This is a genomic window from Actinoallomurus sp. CA-142502 (genome assembly GCF_050936355.1).
Lineage (GTDB): Bacteria > Actinomycetota > Actinomycetes > Streptosporangiales > Streptosporangiaceae > Actinoallomurus > Actinoallomurus iriomotensis.
On record NZ_JBNJMY010000001.1, the window covers coordinates 3,716,195 to 3,731,744 of the forward strand.

The 15,550-nt window shown below is 72.5% G+C and carries 15 protein-coding genes; 5 read left to right on the top strand and 10 right to left on the bottom strand.

Going from position 1 to position 15,550, the window contains the following annotated elements; all coding sequences use genetic code 11:
* Positions 1-67: 67 nt before the first annotated feature.
* Positions 68-973 (top strand): helix-turn-helix domain-containing protein, encoded by a 906-nt coding sequence (locus ACQEV1_RS18070; protein WP_432705517.1) that lies wholly within the window; start codon positions 68-70, stop codon positions 971-973.
* A 29-nt stretch (positions 974-1,002) separates the two neighbouring features.
* On the opposite strand, the gene ACQEV1_RS18075 is transcribed toward ACQEV1_RS18070, so the two are convergent.
* The 3 genes from ACQEV1_RS18075 to ACQEV1_RS18085 form a co-directional block, all read right to left on the bottom strand.
* Positions 1,003-1,872 carry a helix-turn-helix domain-containing protein gene (locus ACQEV1_RS18075; RefSeq protein ID WP_433394796.1) on the bottom strand — a complete coding sequence of 290 codons (870 nt, stop codon included), beginning with the start codon at positions 1,870-1,872 and terminating at the stop codon, positions 1,003-1,005.
* Positions 1,873-2,131: 259 nt separating this feature from the next.
* Positions 2,132-3,094 (bottom strand): hypothetical protein, encoded by a 963-nt coding sequence (locus tag ACQEV1_RS18080; protein WP_433394797.1) that lies wholly within the window; start codon positions 3,092-3,094, stop codon positions 2,132-2,134.
* A 153-nt stretch (positions 3,095-3,247) separates the two neighbouring features.
* Positions 3,248-4,408: a pyridoxal phosphate-dependent aminotransferase gene (locus ACQEV1_RS18085; protein ID WP_433394798.1), complete on the bottom strand. Its 1,161-nt coding sequence runs from the start codon at positions 4,406-4,408 to the stop codon at positions 3,248-3,250.
* A gap of 61 nt (positions 4,409-4,469) precedes the next feature.
* Between ACQEV1_RS18085 and ACQEV1_RS18090 the strand changes: the two genes are divergently transcribed.
* The gene (locus ACQEV1_RS18090; protein ID WP_433394799.1) at positions 4,470-5,009 is read left to right on the top strand and encodes a helix-turn-helix domain-containing protein; all 540 of its coding nucleotides are present in this window, start codon (positions 4,470-4,472) and stop codon (positions 5,007-5,009) included.
* A gap of 10 nt (positions 5,010-5,019) precedes the next feature.
* On the opposite strand, the gene ACQEV1_RS18095 is transcribed toward ACQEV1_RS18090, so the two are convergent.
* Entirely contained in the window at positions 5,020-5,490 is a 471-nt protein-coding gene (locus ACQEV1_RS18095; protein WP_285567037.1) for a MarR family winged helix-turn-helix transcriptional regulator, read from the bottom strand.
* Between the two features lie 580 nt (positions 5,491-6,070).
* Between ACQEV1_RS18095 and ACQEV1_RS18100 the strand changes: the two genes are divergently transcribed.
* The 3 genes from ACQEV1_RS18100 (at position 6,071) to ACQEV1_RS18110 (ending at position 9,476) form a co-directional block, all read left to right on the top strand.
* Positions 6,071-7,369 carry a cation:proton antiporter gene (locus tag ACQEV1_RS18100; protein WP_433394800.1) on the top strand — a complete coding sequence of 433 codons (1,299 nt, stop codon included), beginning with the start codon at positions 6,071-6,073 and terminating at the stop codon, positions 7,367-7,369.
* Between the two features lie 116 nt (positions 7,370-7,485).
* Positions 7,486-7,983 carry a PH domain-containing protein gene (locus ACQEV1_RS18105; protein WP_433394801.1) on the top strand — a complete coding sequence of 166 codons (498 nt, stop codon included), beginning with the start codon at positions 7,486-7,488 and terminating at the stop codon, positions 7,981-7,983.
* A complete protein-coding gene (locus tag ACQEV1_RS18110) occupies positions 7,980-9,476 on the top strand; it encodes a PH domain-containing protein (RefSeq protein ID WP_433394802.1) in 1,497 nt (498 codons plus the stop codon). The genes ACQEV1_RS18105 and ACQEV1_RS18110 overlap by 4 nt, the downstream gene beginning before the upstream one ends.
* Positions 9,477-9,488: 12 nt before the next feature.
* Here ACQEV1_RS18110 and ACQEV1_RS18115 read toward each other — a convergent pair whose 3' ends face one another.
* The 6 genes from ACQEV1_RS18115 to ACQEV1_RS18140 all read right to left on the bottom strand — a co-directional run bounded on the left by ACQEV1_RS18115 (position 9,489) and on the right by ACQEV1_RS18140 (position 15,448).
* Positions 9,489-9,926 carry a glycine-rich domain-containing protein gene (locus ACQEV1_RS18115; protein WP_285567029.1) on the bottom strand — a complete coding sequence of 146 codons (438 nt, stop codon included), beginning with the start codon at positions 9,924-9,926 and terminating at the stop codon, positions 9,489-9,491.
* 271 nt (positions 9,927-10,197) lie between these two features.
* Entirely contained in the window at positions 10,198-11,358 is a 1,161-nt protein-coding gene (locus ACQEV1_RS18120) for an MFS transporter (protein ID WP_433394803.1), read from the bottom strand.
* Positions 11,359-11,407: 49 nt separating this feature from the next.
* Positions 11,408-12,661, bottom strand: a complete 1,254-nt coding sequence (locus ACQEV1_RS18125; RefSeq protein ID WP_433394804.1) for an adenylosuccinate synthetase — start codon at positions 12,659-12,661, stop codon at positions 11,408-11,410.
* A gap of 34 nt (positions 12,662-12,695) precedes the next feature.
* Positions 12,696-13,664: a hypothetical protein gene (locus ACQEV1_RS18130; protein ID WP_285617192.1), complete on the bottom strand. Its 969-nt coding sequence runs from the start codon at positions 13,662-13,664 to the stop codon at positions 12,696-12,698.
* 3 nt (positions 13,665-13,667) lie between these two features.
* The gene (locus ACQEV1_RS18135; protein WP_285567024.1) at positions 13,668-14,657 is read right to left on the bottom strand and encodes a molecular chaperone DnaJ; all 990 of its coding nucleotides are present in this window, start codon (positions 14,655-14,657) and stop codon (positions 13,668-13,670) included.
* Positions 14,654-15,448: an NUDIX hydrolase gene (locus ACQEV1_RS18140; RefSeq protein ID WP_433394805.1), complete on the bottom strand. Its 795-nt coding sequence runs from the start codon at positions 15,446-15,448 to the stop codon at positions 14,654-14,656. Before ACQEV1_RS18140 ends, ACQEV1_RS18135 begins: the two co-directional genes overlap by 4 nt.
* Positions 15,449-15,550 lie beyond the last annotated feature (102 nt).

The following is a 15,550-nucleotide window of genomic DNA, read 5'->3' on the forward strand; positions in this document are numbered from 1 at the left end:
TTGGGGGTTGCATCGGTAACAGCGAGTGGGACACTAGGCCGATTCCAGTGTCCTTAGGGGAAAGCACATGATCGGGTCCCAGCCCGACGGCGACGCGGCCGTCACCAACATGTTCGGTCATCACCGTGGTGGTCCCACCGTGTTGCGGATCGTGCTGGGCTCCCAGCTGCGCCGGTTGCGCGAACAGCGGCAGATCACCTGCGAGGAGGCCGGGGAGGCGATCCGTGCCTCGCACTCGAAGATCAGCCGGATGGAGCTGGGCCGTGTGCGGTTCCGGAGCCGCGACGTCGCCGACCTGCTGACGCTGTACGGGGTGACCGGCCCCGAAGAACGCCAGGCGATGCTCGCGCTGGCCGACCAGGCCAACGAGCCCGGTTGGTGGCACAGCTACTCCGACATCCTCCCGCCGTGGTTCGAGGTGTACATCGGCCTGGAGGAGGCCGCGTCCCGGATCCGCGCCTACGAGGTGCAGTTCGTCCCCGGGCTGCTGCAGACCGAGGACTACGCGCGCGCCGTGACCCTCCTCGGTCACCCGGACGCGCCCGGCCACGAGGTCGAGCGCCGCGTCGGCCTGCGGATGCGGCGGCAGTCGCTGCTGGAGGCCGAGGAACCCCCGCACCTGTGGGCGGTCGTCGACGAGGCCGTGCTGCGGCGTCCGCTCGGCGGCGCGCAGGTCATGCGCAAGCAGCTGAGACATCTGCTGGAGATGACCGAGTCGCCGAACATCACGTTGCAGGTCGTCCCGTTCGAGCTGGGCGGGCACGCCGCCGCGGGCGGGCCGTTCAGCATCCTGCGGTTCGCCGAGCGCGACCTGCCCGACGTGGTCTACCTCGAACAGCTCACCAGCGCTCTCTACCTCGACAAGCGCGAGGACGTCGACCACTACCTCGCGGTCATGGAGCGGCTCTGCATCGACGCCGAGCCGGCCACCGCGATCCGCGACACCCTCAACCGCATCCTCAAGGAGACCTGAGCCCCTCCGGGCCGGGCGGCGACGCCCGCTCAGATCTCCCGGATGATCTTGCTGATCAGGTCCATCGACTCCTGTGGCGACGCGCTCTGCACGCACAGGCGCTCCATGGCGGCGCCGTAGCTGTCCATGTCGTCGTCACGTTCCAAATACATCGCGCCGGTCAGTTGTTCCACATACGCGATGTCGTGCAGTTCGGGCTCGGGGAAGCGCAGGATCGTGAACGCCCCGGCCTCACCCGCGTGCCCGCCGACGCGGAACGGCATCACCTGCACCGTGATGTGCTGGAGCCGCGCGGCGTCCAGGAGCGCCCGCAGCTGGGCGCGCGCCACCTCCGAGCCGCCGATCGGGCGCCACAGCGCCGCCTCGTCGATGACGGCCCACAGACGCACGGGGTTCGGCGCGGTCAGGATGCGCTGACGCCGCAGGCGCAGCTCGACCCTGCGGTCGATCTCCTCGTCCGACGGCGTCGTCCGACCCTGGGCGATGACGGCGCGCGCGTAGTCCTCCGTCTGCAGCAGGCCGGGCACGAACTGCACCTCGTACGTGCGGATGACCTGCGCGGCCTCCTCGAGGTCCACGTACGGCCGGAACCAGGCGGGCATCGCGCCGCTGAAGGCCTGGAGCCACCCGGGCCGGTTCGCCTCCTGGACGAGGGTCAGGAGGGCGTCGCGCTCGTCCCGCCGGCTGATGCCGTACAGCTCCAGCAGCCGCTTGACGTCGTCCTCTTCCAGACCGGCCCGGCCGGTCTCGACCCGGCTCAGCCTCGACTCGCCCACGCCGATGGAGTCGGCCGCCTGCCGCCGGCCGAGTCCGCAGGACTCACGCAGCCGGCGCAGCTGTGCGCCCACGATCCGGCGGCGAACGGTGGGACGGTTCGCCGATTGGGCCGCGACCGCCAAGACTCCACCTCCGATCACCACAACGCGGGCAGAGTCTGCCATTGATTACCACCGGTGAACAGTCCCGACGGGAAAACCATTTCGCCCTGGCCTCGCCGATTACACCAAGAGGTGAGGAGACGGGCGAATCGCCCCCTGGTGGGAGGCGCCGCGCCGGGCCGCGGGGAGCGCCGGTGCTCTCGCCGCGAAGCGTTCGCCTGGACCGTCGCGGGATGGATCGTTGTTCGGCGCGAGAACATCTTTCAGCTCGGGGAGAGGATCAGAATCCATCGGTCTTCATCCGGCGCAGCAGTGTGTCGGCGGCGGCGCGGTAGCGGGGGTCGGGAAGCAGGGCGTACTCCCGCTTGCACGCCTCGGCCAGCTTGATCGTGTGCTCGTCGCCGAAGTCGACGGCGTCGACGAGGATGCGCTCGGTCGAGGGCGGCTCATAGCCGGGGGCCGACGCGGGGGCGTCGACACCTCCGTTCGGGAAGGCGTCCCACATGGCCGCGGCGGCCTGCCGCAGCGTGTCGTACGCGGGCCGGTGAAGGTCGGCCGGGAGGAGCGGGAGGAACAGGCGCAGCGCCGCCGGCGCGGTCACCGAGTGCACGAGCGGGACGGAGGGGCGTGGCGCGCGCTCGGCGTACAGTCCGGCGGTGGTGACGGTCAGCGCGCTCAGCGACAGGCCGATGTCCTCGCACGCGGGCGGCAGGAGCCGCAGGCTTCGCTCGGAGGCCGCCGGAACCGGTGTGTGGCGCGCCGCCCAGTAGCCCAGCCCCTGCGCCAGCTCGCGCAGTTGCAGCGGGCCGGGCTCCTCGGTGGCCTCGAGGCTGCGGACGGCGTGCGCGGTGCGGATGAAGCCGTGGGTGAGCATGCCGTACATGCCGGGCAGCAGGCGTGGCCACCACTCGAGCAGGACGTCGGGCCACGGTCTGTGGGAGAGCCGGGCCTCGAACATGGCGACCCAGTCGAGCACGCGGCGGAAGTCGCCGAGCGCGGCCCGCCATTCGACGGGGTCGTCGCCGGACAGGGGAGTGCCGCCCTCCGGTGGGTCGAGGTAGGCGCGGAGCCGTTTGTTCCGCTCGACCCACGTGGCGACGAGGTCACGGCAGCCGACGGTGGCCAGGGTCTCGGCGACCATGGGGGCGTGGTTGACGAAACCGGGGCCGAACTCGAATCCCACGCCCCGCAGCCGGTCGAGCGCGTCGTTCACGGTGTCGCCGTACGAGATCGTGCCGCTCATCCCGGACCTCCGTGAAAATGGAGAAGTTCGGTCTTGGCCTTTGCATTAATTTTATTAACTCATCTTGACTCTGCTTGTCAACTATCGCCCTATTAATCGCAAATCGGTAAATTCGGATGAGGTAATCGCCATTGGCGCAGGGCGTGCTCGGGGTCAGGCAAGTGCGGCGCGGAAGCGGTCGCCCAACCCGGCGAGGCGGCCTACCGGCTCGTTGGCGAAGACGAACCGCAGGTAGTGGCCGCCACTCGGGCCCCAGCCGTCCATCGGCGTCGCGGCGATCTTCGCGTGGGTCAGCAGCCGTCGTGACAGCGCGGCCGGGGTCAGGCCCAGAGGACGGGTGTCGAGGAGCAGCGACCAGCCGCCGTGGGGGCGCACGACCGGCTGGCCGGCCAGTTCGGCGAGAGTCGTCTCGCAGCGGCGGCGCAGCTCGGCGGTGGCGTTCGCCACGTCCTCGTCGGCGTCGGGCGCGGACAGCGCGGCGGCCACCGCCTCCTGGGCGATGCCGACCTGGCAGACGACGTTGGTCAGGCCGACGAGGCGGATGTCGTTCAGGATGGCGGCCGGGCCGACCACCCAGCCGACGCGCCAGCCGATGAGCCGCAGCTCCTTCGAGGCCGAGCCGACCGTGATCGTGCGCGCGGCCAGGGCCTCGTGCGACGCCGGATGGCTCACCGGCCGTCCGTCGAAGCGGATGCGCTCCATCGCGGCGTCGTAGACGAGCCACGCGTCGTGGCGCTCGCAGGCCTCGGCCAGTGCCGCCCAGTGGTCGTCGCCGAGCACCAGGCCGGTCGGCATCGCCGGGCCCATGACCAGGACGGCCGCGGTGTTCGGCCCGACCGCGGCCGCGAGCTTGCCGGCGTCGACCGACCATCCGGCCGGACCCGCGTGCGCGGTGACGAAGCGCGGGACGCCGCCGGCCAGCAGCACCCGGTTGACCAGGCCCGCGTAGATCGGATCGGTGAGGACGACCTCCTGGCCAGGCTCCACCGTCGCGAGCAGGGTGTTGAGGACCCCGTTCAGGCCGCCGGCGACGCTGACGCACTCGGTGCCGGGGTCGTACGTGCGGCCGGCGAGGCGGCCGACGTGCGCGGCGGCGGCCTCGCGCAGCGACGCGCGCCCCTGGAAGGGCAGGTAGCTGTTGGCGGCGTCGTCGTCGACCGCGGCGCGCGTCATCGCCAGGGCGATCTCGGGCGGCCGGATGTCGGTGTCGAGGTTCTCCAGGCGGAGGATCTCCGGGTCGTTCATCGCGTCGGCCTCGTCGCCGACCACGTCGACGCCGATGCCGGGGATGTCCCGCAACCTGCTCACCGTCATGCCCGCTCCCCTGAGTTCGCTTTGCCGGTACGTCCGTACCACTATGCTGTTACGTGTGGACATGGCGCAAGTAGTGGGCGGCAACGTACGGCGGCTGCGCGCGGCGGCCGGGATCTCACTCGCCGATCTGGCGGCGACCTGCGGGGTCTCCAAGACCACGCTGCACGGCATCGAGCAGGGGCAGGGCAATCCGACGCTGAGCACGCTCTGGGCGCTGGCGACGGCGCTGGCGGTGCCGCTCGGCGAGCTGCTGGACCCGCCGGCGCCGCCGGTCGAGGTCGTCCGCGCCGCCGACGAGCGGCCGGAGGCGCAAGGCGACGCCGTCGCCGCGCGGCTGCTGCACCGCGTCCGGCTGCGCGGCACGGTCGAGGTGTACGCCATCGACGTCGCGGCGGCGGACCAGCACTCCGACGCGCATCTGCCCGGCGTGGAGGAGTGCCTCGTGCTCACCCGGGGCCGCGTCACGAGCGGGCCCGCCGACGCGCCGGTCGAGCTCGGCGAGGGCGACTCGATCCGGTTCGACGCCGCGCGTCCTCACGTCTACCGGGGCCACGACCGTGACAACCGCGCCGTGCTGCTCATGCTGCACCCCGAGGTCTGAGGCGCGGCGCTCAGCGCCGGGGTGACGGGCTCGCCGGCCCGACGTTCTCGATCAGGCGGTCGAGGTAGCCCGCGAACTCCTCGATCTCCCGTGGAGAGAAGCCCTCGAACACGACGTCGCGGCCCGCGCTCACGATGCCCGACAGCCGGGAGTGCGTCGCCTCCCCGGACTCGGTCAGGCGCACGACGGCCGCGCGACGGTCCGCGCTCGTACGGTGCCGCTCGATCAGCCCCTCGGCCTCCATCCGGGCGAGGTGACGGGTCAGGGTGGGACCCTCGACGTTCAGCATCCCCGCCAGCTCACGCTGGATCAGCGGGCCCCCGGCCTTCAACGCGGACAGCGCCGTCCACACGGCGAAGCTTGATCCGGCGGCGGCCAGCCGGTGTTCGAGGTGGCCTCGCGCGGCCTTGGCCGCGAAGTGGAGCCGGCGCGCCAGCGTCTGCCTGGGATCCGGCCCGACGGCGTCCGCCCCCTCACGCATCGCTCACTCCCGGTCGTCGGCGCAGGATCCAGGACCTGGCCGGCGCGGTGATGTTTCCGCAGGTGATCGCCATCATGCACGTCTCGTCGCCGGAAGAGAAGCGTGCCGCGATCTTCGGCGCGTTAGGGCGATGGAGAGCCGGCGCGAGGGTGCCGGCGGTTGTCCGGAAGTGGTCCGTCGACCCTGCGGGCCGTCGCCGTGCACGGGGTACGGCGTGGGCGACTCCCCGGCTTGCTCATGCCAGGCGCGTTCCGCCCGGATCGGGGCGTTTCGGCCTGCCGCACGGGACCGGCGGCCCGCACGATTACGGATCTTTCCTACCGCCGAGATGGCGAATTGTAACTGTCGCGACGTTTTTGCCGATCAGCCGGAAATCGGATGATCTGGACGGGTTTTTCGTCGCCCATTACCGTGACCACCATGTTCAGCCAGGGGCGACAGAAGCGTGCTCGGGAGGTGGCCACACCTCGCTCCGACCGGTTATGCGGGAGTGTCCGCGGATCGGCATGGCTCCTCGCTCGCCACCGGCGACTCAACGCATGTGAGAGCCGAATGACCGAATTCGGGGAAATGGGGTCCGGTGAGAAGCCTTGCTCAGCACTCTGACCTGATCGTCGCGGCCGTCATGGCCGACATCGCCATCGTCCTGGTCGTGGGCGCCGTCCTCGGCCGGCTCGCGAGGTTCGTCCGCCAGCCACCGGTCATGGGAGAGATCGTCGCGGGCATCGCCCTGGGGCCCAGTCTGCTCGGCCTGTTACCCGGACATCTGACCGCCCGCGTCTTCCCGGCCGAGGCGCGGCCGTACCTGAACGCGGTGGCGCAGGTCGGACTGCTCGTGTTCATGTTCGGCATCGGCTGGGAGTTCGACAAACGCCTCCTCAAGGGCCGGCGCGGAGCCGCGGGAGCGGTCTCCCTGAGCTCGATCGCGCTGGCGTTCGGCCTCGGTGTCGTGCTCGCCACGACGCTGTACCACGACCATTCCACGGTGCGGGGTCACCACATCTCGTTCACGGCGTTCGCGCTGTTCATCGGGGCGGCGATGTCCATCACCGCGTTCCCGGTGCTGGCGCGGATGCTGACCGAGCACCGGATGATGGACTCGCCGGTGGGTGCGCTGGCGCTCGCGAGCGCGGCCATCGACGACGTGCTCGCCTGGTGCCTGCTGGCGCTGGTCGCGGCGATCGTGACCGCCTCCGGGTCCGGTGACCTGCTGCAGATCGCCGGGCTGGCGGTGCTCTACGTGGCCGTGCTGGTCCTGGTCGTCCGCCCGCTGCTCGCCTACTTCGTCCGCCGGTGGGCGCGCGACCGCGTCTCACCGCTCTTCGTCGTCGTGCTCATCGCCGGGCTGTTCCTGTCGTCCTACGCCACGACGTGGATCGGCATCCACGCGATCTTCGGCGCCTTCGCCTTCGGGTTCGTCATGCCGCGCGAGCCGGCCGACGTGCTGCGGGAGGGCATCAAGAGGCCCCTCGACCACGTCAGCATGGTGCTGATGCCGGTGTTCTTCATCGTCACCGGCCTGAACGTGGACATCAGCTCGATCTCCGGGCGCGCCTACCTCGAACTGGCCGGCATCATCGCCGTCGCCTGTGCCGGCAAGCTCCTCGGCGCGGCCGCGACGGGGCGGGTGTTCGGGATGCCCTGGCGCGAGGCGCGCACGCTCGGCCTCCTGATGAACACCCGCGGCCTGACCGAACTCGTCATCCTCAACGCCGGAGTGACGCTCGGCGTCCTGGACGGCCGGATGTTCACCATGATGGTGCTGATGGCGCTGGTCACGACCGGTCTGACCGGGCCTCTCCTGCCCAACGCCCCCGTACCGGTGGACGAGGCCACCCGGCTCGCGCCGCACATGGCCGAGACGGGCTCACGGGCGTAGCGGACGGGCCACGCGCAGCCGGGGGCTCCGGCCGACCGGAACATGACATTTGTAACGGTTCAATCAGGGACGTGCCGCTGTTCAGCGAGACGGCATGCTCTGTCAGGATCGACGTCATGGAGTCATCGGAGGCCGGGCTCCGGCCACCACGGCATCGCGTGAGCCCCCGCGCCCGCGCCTACTGGGCGGTCCGCGCCTCGGCCGGCTGGCTGGTGCCGGTCGCCGCCCAGGTCATCTGGCTGGCCGCGGACACGGCGCGTCTCGGCCCGCACGTCGCCGGGCTCGTCCTGACGGCGGTCGTGGCCGCGGCGCACGTGACCGTCATGCCGCAGTGGCGATACCGCGTGCACCGGTGGGAGGCGACGCCCGAGGCCGTCTACACCCAGTCCGGCTGGTTCAACCAGGAACGGCGCATCGCGCCCGTCTCGCGCATCCAGACCGTGGACAGCGAGCGCGGGCCGCTCGAGCAGGTGTTCAGGCTCGCCAACGTCACGGTGACGACGGCGTCGGCGGCCGGCCCGTTGAAGATCCACGGCCTCGACCGCGACACCGCGCAGCGTCTCGTCGACGAGCTCACCGAGGGCACCAGCGCCGACCGGAGCGACGCCACATGACCGAGCGGACCGAGTGGCGGCGGCTGTCCGGGCGGATGCTCGTGATCCACCCGATCCAGGAGCTGCTGCGCGCCTGGCCGGTGCTGATCGGCCTGGTCTTCGCCGGTACCGCGGGCGGCCAGAGCTCGTGGTGGAGCCTCGGCGGGGCGATCGCCGTGATCGCGGCGGGCATGCTGCGCTGGTTCACCACGACGTATCGCGTCTCGGCCGAGCAGGTCCAGGTGCGCCGGGGCCTCCTCCGGCGCCGGCTCCTGACCGTTCCCCGCGACCGGATCCGCACCGTCGACGTCACGGCCAACCTCCTGCACCGCTCGCTCGGGCTGGCCAAGGTGGAGGTCGGCACCGGCCGTACCGACCGCAAGGACGACGCGGTCAAGCTCGACGCGCTGCACGTCGACGAAGCCACGCGTCTGCGGGCCGAACTCCTCCACCGCACGCCGGCGCGGCGCGAGACGGCGCGGGAGGAGACGGCGGCCCCGAGCGAGGTGCTGCTGGCGGCGGTGCCCGCGGCGTGGGTGCGGTACGGCCCGTTCACGCTGACCGGCCTGGTCACCGTCGGGGTGATCGCCGGTGTCGCCGGGCGGGCCGTGAACGAGGCGCACCTGGACCCCGGGCGGCTCGGCCCGGTGAGCACGCTGCTGGAGCGGTGGGAGCACGCCGGGCTGCCGGCCGAGATCGCGGCGCTGGTGGCCGTGCTGGTCGTCGCCGTCGCGATCGCGTCCACGCTCGGCTACGTCCTGGCGTTCTACGGGTTCCGGCTCACGCGCAACACCCTGGGCACGCTCCACGTCACCCGTGGCCTCATCACCACCCGCTCGATCACGATCGAAGAACGGCGGCTGCACGGCGTCGAGATCAGCGAACCGCTGCTGCTCCGCGCCGTACGCGGCGCACGCTGCCTGGCCATCACCACCGGCCTGCGGGTCGGCCGTGGCGCCGAGCGCGGCGGGTCGCTCCTCCTGCCTCCGGCGCCACGCGCCGAGGCGGTGCGGGTCGGGGCGCTCGTCCTCGGCCCCACCACGCCGCTGACCGCGCCGCTCACCGGGCACGGGCGCCGGGCGGCACGCCGCCGCTACACACGCGCCGTCGGCCTCGCCGCGCTCGTCGTCGCGGCCTTGCTCGTCCTGTCGTGGACGGCCGGGTCGCCGGCGTGGATCTGGCGTCTGTCGCTGGTGCTCCTGCCGGTCGCCGCGTTCCTCGCGTGGGACCGCGCGCGGTCCCTGGGCCATGCCCTGATCGAGGCGACTCTGGTGAGCCGCCGGGGCACGCTCGTACGGCGCCGGAGCGCGCTCGCGTGCGAGGGCGTCATCGGCTGGAACCTGCGACGGTCCTTCTTCCAGCGCCGGGCAGGCCTGGCGACACTCGTCGCGACGACCGCGGCCGGCCGCCAGCGGATCGACGTGCAGGACGTCCCGCTCGGCGAGGCGCTCCGCCTCGCGGACGAGGCGCTGCCCGGCCTTCTCACCCCTTTCCTCGACTCCGCGGACTCCTAGAGCTCTCGGGTCCTAGTGGCCGCCGGAGCAGCAGCGTTCGCAGTTGGCCGAGCAGGCGGCCCGGTCCACGTCCCACAGCTCATCGTCCACCGGTACGCCGGACCGTCGCATGACCTCGGTGGTCGTGGCGTTCCGCGCGGCCGCGTCGACGCGCTCGCCGCGCGCGTCCTCGGGCGCGTGGTGGATGAAGTGCCCCGCGACGCGGTCGCAGAAGTCGGCGTACTCCCGCGTGTGCAGGATGAAGGCGTGCCAGCCGTGGTCGACCGCCTTCGACGGTGCGAGCGGAGTCTCCGGGTTGCGGGCGCAGGCGACGAGGAAGGCCAGGGCCTGCCGCATGATGCGCTCGGCGCGCTCCCGGTCGACGTTCGCGTCGCGCTCGACGCGCGCCGCGAGCCGGTCGAACAGGGCGGCCGGGACCAGAGTCTCCACGACGGTCGGCTGCGCGGTCATGGGTCTTCCTCCGTCAGAGGGAGTGACCACTGGGGCCGTGCCTTTGATTCCCTCGCTCCGCTCGGTCACGACAGTCATATCTGCCCACTCCTTGGTTTGTCGGGTGCCTGGCCGTATGCGCACCCCGGTCGGCGCCCCCCACAGCGGGGTCGGCACCGCCGGCCCGGCGGGTCCGTGATCCGCCGCCGGCGACCAGTGATGTTCTCCCTGGCCAGATACCCGCCCGCCGCCCTCCTGACCCCCCGACGGAGATCACCGAGAGCTCGCCGGGTCAGTCGCGGGCGGCTCGCAGGGCGCCCGCGGGTACGGCGATGAGGGCGGTCATCACGGTGACGAGCGTCAGGGCGACCGTCAGGGACGTGCCCTGCGCGACGAAGCCGATGATCGGCGGGGCCAGCAGCCAGCCGGCGTACCCGACCGTGGCGACGGCCGCGACCGCCGTGCCCGGGTCGTGGCCCGGCGTGCGGCCCGCGGCGCTGAACGTCAGCGGAACCACCGTGGCCATGCCGATCCCGAGGACGGCGAACGCGACGATCACCACCGCCGTCACGGGCACCAGGAGGCCGACCGCCAGGCCGGCCGCACCGGTGAGCGCCGCCGCGCGGACGAGCCGGGCCGATCCGAACCGTTCGACGAGCCGGTCGCCCAGCAGGCGGGCACCGGCCATGGCCAGCGAGAACGCGGCGTATCCCCAGGCGGCGACGTCCTGCGGGGCGTCCGTGGCGGTGTGGAGGTAGACCGCGCTCCAGTCCGCGGCGGCGGCCTCGGCGAACAGCCCGCAGAAGATGACCGCGCCGAGCAGGAGCAGGCCGCGGTCGGGGATCGCGAAGACCTTCCCGGCGGCCGCCCGCGGCGCCGGGATGAGCCAGAACCCCGACACGAGGCTCACCACCCCCAGCGCGATCCCGACGATGAGCAGGTGCGTCGGGGCGCCCATGCCGGCGCTGGCGGCCACGCCCGCGAGCCCGGAGCCGGTCAGGCCGCCGATGCTCCAGATGCCGTGCAGCCCGGACATGATCGAACGCCCGTACCTCTCCTGCACGACGACGCCGTTGGCGTTCATCGCGACGTCGAGCACGCCGCCGGTCGCGCCGAACAGCACCAGCGCCATGAAGATCGTGGGCAGCGCGGGCGCGAACGCGATGAGCGAGACGCTCACCGCCATCGTGATGCCGCCGATCCGCGTCATGCCCCGGCTGCCGAACCGCGCGATCAGCCAGGCGGCGAGGGGTGCGGCGATCAGTCCGCCGACGGCGGCCCCCATCAGCGCCACACCCAGCCCGGCGGAGGACAGGTGCCGCGCCTCCTTGACCCAGGGCACGCGGCCGGCCCAGCTCCCCGCCGCCACACCGTGCACTCCGAAGGTGACGGCCACCGCGAGCCGCGCTTGACGGTCACGTCGGACAGGGGCGGCGACGGCGGTCATCGTCATGAGTCAATGATCGCGGACGTACGGGGATGCGCCGGCCACCTCGGCCGCGTCAGGCGACCGCGTGAACCCGACGTGCGGCGGCGTCTCCGCTGCTCGATGCCACCTTGTCCGACGCCGTCGGACCGTACGAACGGATCCAGACCGGAACGCCGAGCGCCTCCTCCACCGCTCCGGCCGGGTCGGCGCCCAGCGGCTCGTAGTGAGGGCGTGCGGTCAGGAGCCGTTCGGTGAGCAGCGCCTGACCGGTCAGGTCCGCGGCCGGCGCGATCCGGTCGCCGATGTCGTAGGAGCGGCAGATGAGCGGGGCGGGCGCGTCGAGGTGCGTGACGGCCAGCGAGTCCGCGCCGCCGGACACCGCGAGCGCGTACCGCAGCGCGACCGCGTCGAGATGCCCGGTGCGGAACGCGCCCTGCCAGCGGCCGTGCCGGTTGTGCGGTTCAGGCCGGTCGAGCCGCGGGTCCTCGGTCACGAACGGGCCCGGCCCGTGCCGCGTCTGGTACGCCCGCAGCACGCCCACGCGCCGTACGCCTCCGCCGCGCGCGGCCGGGCCCGCCTCGTCGAGCAGCGTCTCGGCGTTCGCGAAGGTCGTCGTCGACCACGTGGTGTACGGGTGAAAGCCGAACCGCTCGTCCAGCAGCACGCCCTGCGCGCCCTCGAACACCACGGGGCCGCGGCGCAGCAGCGCCGGCAGGAACTCCTCCCCGGTGATCCGCACCCGGGCGGCGAAGGCGGTGAACGCGGCGACGCAGTCCTCGATCGCCGGCACGTCGAGCGGGCCGAGCTCGTCGAACAGGTGGTCGCGCAGGAGCCTCAGCCGCCGGCGCAGCCGCGCGGGGGAGTGGCAGTCGCCCACGCGTGGGGCCTCGTCCCCGACCAGGGCGTACGACGCGGTCTCGCCGATGCCCATGCCGCACGACCCGTGCCGCAGCGCGGTGGCCCGCGCCCGGTTGGCCGCGCGGTGGTACGGCGTGGTGAGCAGCGCGTCGCGGTCGACCGTCAGCCGCTCCAGCGCGTCGCCGGCGCCGACGGACGCCAGGTGAGCCGATTCCGCGGCCAGCGCGAGCGGATCCACCAGCATGAACCGGGACAGGTGCGTCACCACACCCGGCGTGAACGTCCCCGAGCCGAACTGGGCGAACGTGTGGTGCCGCCCGTCGGCGGTCACCACGTTGTGCGCCGCCTGCGCGCCCCCGTTGAACCGCACCACCGCGGCGTACGGGCCGCGGGCGCAGAGCCAGTCGACGACCGTGCCCTTGCCCGCGTCCCCGTACCCGAGATCAACGACGATCACATGTTCGGTCACGGGGCGTGCCTTCTGGTTCGCTCGCTCCGCTCGTTCACAGGCGCGTGACCTCGGTGTCGGCCGGGTCGAGGCCGGTCGGGGCGGGCGTGACCGTGACCCGGCCGCGGTGGGCGCTCAGCGGGGCGAGGGCGCGGGAGACCGACTCGCCCGCGTCGGAGCCGAACTCGCGCAGGTGGTCCAGGCCCTCGTCGAGGTCGACCGCGTCCTCGGCGAGGCCCACGGTGAGGGCGATCGTCTCGCAGACGGCGTCGAGGTCGTCCAGGCGGATGACGTTCTGGCCGAGGTGGCCGCGCCAGAAGTCCAGCAGGCGGTCGTCGCGGGAGTGGCTCGCGCCCTCCGGGATGATGAAGTAGACCTCGAACTTGCGCTTCAGCTCCGCGATGATCGACGCCAGCGGGATGTCCTCGGCCGGCTCACCGCCGATGACCTTCGCGATCTCCCGCGCCTTCACCTTCGGGTAGGCCAGCTCGTCGCCGATGAGGAACAGGTAACCGCGCCGCCCGCGCTTCTCCAGGCAGTCCATGGCCGTGTGCCGCGCCATGAAGTACATGGCCAGCTCGTAGGACTCGGTCATCTGGCCGCCGCCACCGCCCTCGAGCAGGATCTTGCCGAGGTCGTCGTCCATCCGGTTGTCGGACTCGAACTGGCCGACCTGCAGGGGCGCCCGGTCGCAGGTGGCGTCGCCCACCGCGCCGAACAGGATCTGCGGGTGCTCGACGTACCCCTTGCGCATCAGCAGGCCGAGCAGGTCCGGCAGCTTCGACTGGAGCGTGCGCGGCACGGTCAGCATCGAGCCGGTGACGTCGAACAGCACGGCCAGCGCGAGCGACTCGGGGTGCTCGTCGTTGTCGCGGCTCTCGCGCACGGTCACGCCGTGCGGGTCGAGGTCCTCGTGCACCGTGCGCGCGCCGCTGTCGCTGTAGGCGAACGCGCTGACGTTGTGGGCGGCGCGGTAGTGCGCGCCGGCGTTGTAGACGTCCGTGGACCAGGTTCCGCTTCCCATGGGTCAGTTTCCTTCCGGGTGAGAGATGGCAGGCAGGTGGAACGGCCGGAACCGGCGCGGGCCGTACAGCCGTTCGAGCAGCTCGTCGAGTTCGGCGAGGAGCCGCCAGGCGTCCCGCGGCCGGCGGTGCCGCGCGGGGAGCACGCAGCCGCGCGCGAACGCCCGCAGCGCCTTGGGCGCGCGGTCGGCCATGAGGTACGTCATGCAGCGGGTGGCCATGAAGATGTCGGTGCCGCGGCCGGCCGTCTCGCGCGCGGGAACCTCCGGCGGATACCAGTCCGCCCGGCGGGGGACCATGGCCGGCACCCGTCCGCTGCGGTCCGGGTGACATCCGGGCACCGAGTAGCACCAGTCGACCAGCACGAGGCCGTGCCGCTCGGGGTGGATCAGCACGTGCTCGGGCAGCACCGCGCCGTGCAGCACGCCGGCCCGGTGCGCGAAGCCGAGCCCGACCAGCAGCCGCCGCCACATCCACGCGACGTCGCGGGGATCCACGCCGCCGGGGTGGGCGGCGCGCACGTCGGTGAGCGGGTGGAAGCCGTCGAGGCGGGCGATCGCGTTGACGCGGCGTTCGGCGCCCGTCGCCTCGTCGCGGTGCCGGAAGCTCTCCAGCAGGCGCGGGACGTACGGCAGGAACCGCCCGTCGCCGTCCTTCGGCAGCTGCCGCAGCGCGATGGCCTCGCGTTCGAGCAGGTCGTTCATGCCCGGGTCACGCGGGATCTTGACCATCGCGTCGCCCGCGTCGTACAGGTTGGCCAGGTCGCCGCGGACCGGGTCGCCGGCCAGCGTGTACGCGGCGCGGCGCGTGCGGATCGTCACCGGCCCGTACGCCCGCCACAGCGCGGTCAGCCGGTCGAAGGCCTCGCGCGGGCCGCCGGCGTCCGGGTGGACGAGCCGGACCAGCCGCCGGTACGCACGGGGACCGTCGGCGCCGAACAGCTCGGCGGGCGTCCGCGCGGTCTCGATGAGGCGCACGGCCTCGGCCTGGATCATCGGATCTCCTCCTCGCGCGAGGGCCGCAGCAGGGCCGGGTGCAGCAGGCGGGCGTCGCCGGCGCGGTAGAGGCGGGGGCGCGGGCCGCCGCGGCGGCCGCCGCGTTCGGAGGTCCCGCCGGTGCTCTCGACGAACCCGGGCACCGACAGGACCTTGCGGTGGAAGTTGCCGGCGTGCAGCTCCTCGCCCCAGACCGTCTCGTAGACGGCCCGCAGCTCCGGGATGGTGAACTCCGGCGCGCAGAACGTGGTCGCGAGCGCGGTGTACTCCAGCTTCGAGCGGGCCCGTTCGAGCCCGTCGGTGAGGATGGTCGCGTGGTCGAAGGCCAGTCGCCGGGTCGTGCCGGGCCGCTGTGAGCCGTGGCCCGTCAGGCCGAGGGCCGATACGGGCGTCCACGCCGCGTCGGCGGCGTCGCTGCCCGCCTCGGGCTCGGGCATCTCGGGGGCGAAGGCCAGGTAGGCGATGGAGACGACGCGCATGCGCGGGTCGCGCTCCGGCGCGCCGTAGGCCGCGAGCTGCTCCAGGTGGACCCGGTCCAGGGCGTCCGCGCGGACGCCGGTCTCCTCGGCGAGCTCGCGCGCGGCGGCCGCGTCGAGGCCTTCGGCGCGCGCGCCGCTCCGGACGAAGCCGCCGGGCAGTGCCCACCGGCCCTCCTGCGGCGGAACGCCGCGCCGGACGAGCAGCACGTGCAGCGCGCCGTCGCGGATGGTCAGCGCCACCACGTCGATGGCGACCGCGACGGGGTCGTAGGCCAGCGGGTCGTACGCCGCGAGGAACTCCTCTTCACCCATGAGTCCTTCTCAAGTTGAGTCAATCTCTAACTGAGAACAACGTACGTCATGGCGAGATCGTTTGTCGAGTACGTTTTTGCGGTAGTTGGTGGCAGGACGCGG

Bases quoted from the DNA above. Each gene is read 5' to 3' on its own strand.
- ACQEV1_RS18120 (WP_433394803.1), bottom strand. From the start codon at position 11,358: ATGACGATGACCGCCGTCGCCGCCCCTGTCCGACGTGACCGTCAAGCG.
- ACQEV1_RS18085 (WP_433394798.1), bottom strand. From the start codon at position 4,408: ATGACGGTGAGCAGGTTGCGGGACATCCCCGGCATCGGCGTCGACGTG.
- ACQEV1_RS18110 (WP_433394802.1), top strand. From the start codon at position 7,980: ATGACCGAGCGGACCGAGTGGCGGCGGCTGTCCGGGCGGATGCTCGTG.
- ACQEV1_RS18115 (WP_285567029.1), bottom strand. From the start codon at position 9,926: ATGACCGCGCAGCCGACCGTCGTGGAGACTCTGGTCCCGGCCGCCCTG.
- ACQEV1_RS18095 (WP_285567037.1), bottom strand. From the start codon at position 5,490: ATGCGTGAGGGGGCGGACGCCGTCGGGCCGGATCCCAGGCAGACGCTG.
- ACQEV1_RS18130 (WP_285617192.1), bottom strand. From the start codon at position 13,664: ATGGGAAGCGGAACCTGGTCCACGGACGTCTACAACGCCGGCGCGCAC.
- ACQEV1_RS18140 (WP_433394805.1), bottom strand. From the start codon at position 15,448: ATGGGTGAAGAGGAGTTCCTCGCGGCGTACGACCCGCTGGCCTACGAC.
- ACQEV1_RS18105 (WP_433394801.1), top strand. From the start codon at position 7,486: ATGGAGTCATCGGAGGCCGGGCTCCGGCCACCACGGCATCGCGTGAGC.
- ACQEV1_RS18070 (WP_432705517.1), top strand. From the start codon at position 68: ATGATCGGGTCCCAGCCCGACGGCGACGCGGCCGTCACCAACATGTTC.
- ACQEV1_RS18135 (WP_285567024.1), bottom strand. From the start codon at position 14,657: ATGATCCAGGCCGAGGCCGTGCGCCTCATCGAGACCGCGCGGACGCCC.
- ACQEV1_RS18090 (WP_433394799.1), top strand. From the start codon at position 4,470: ATGGCGCAAGTAGTGGGCGGCAACGTACGGCGGCTGCGCGCGGCGGCC.
- ACQEV1_RS18080 (WP_433394797.1), bottom strand. From the start codon at position 3,094: ATGAGCGGCACGATCTCGTACGGCGACACCGTGAACGACGCGCTCGAC.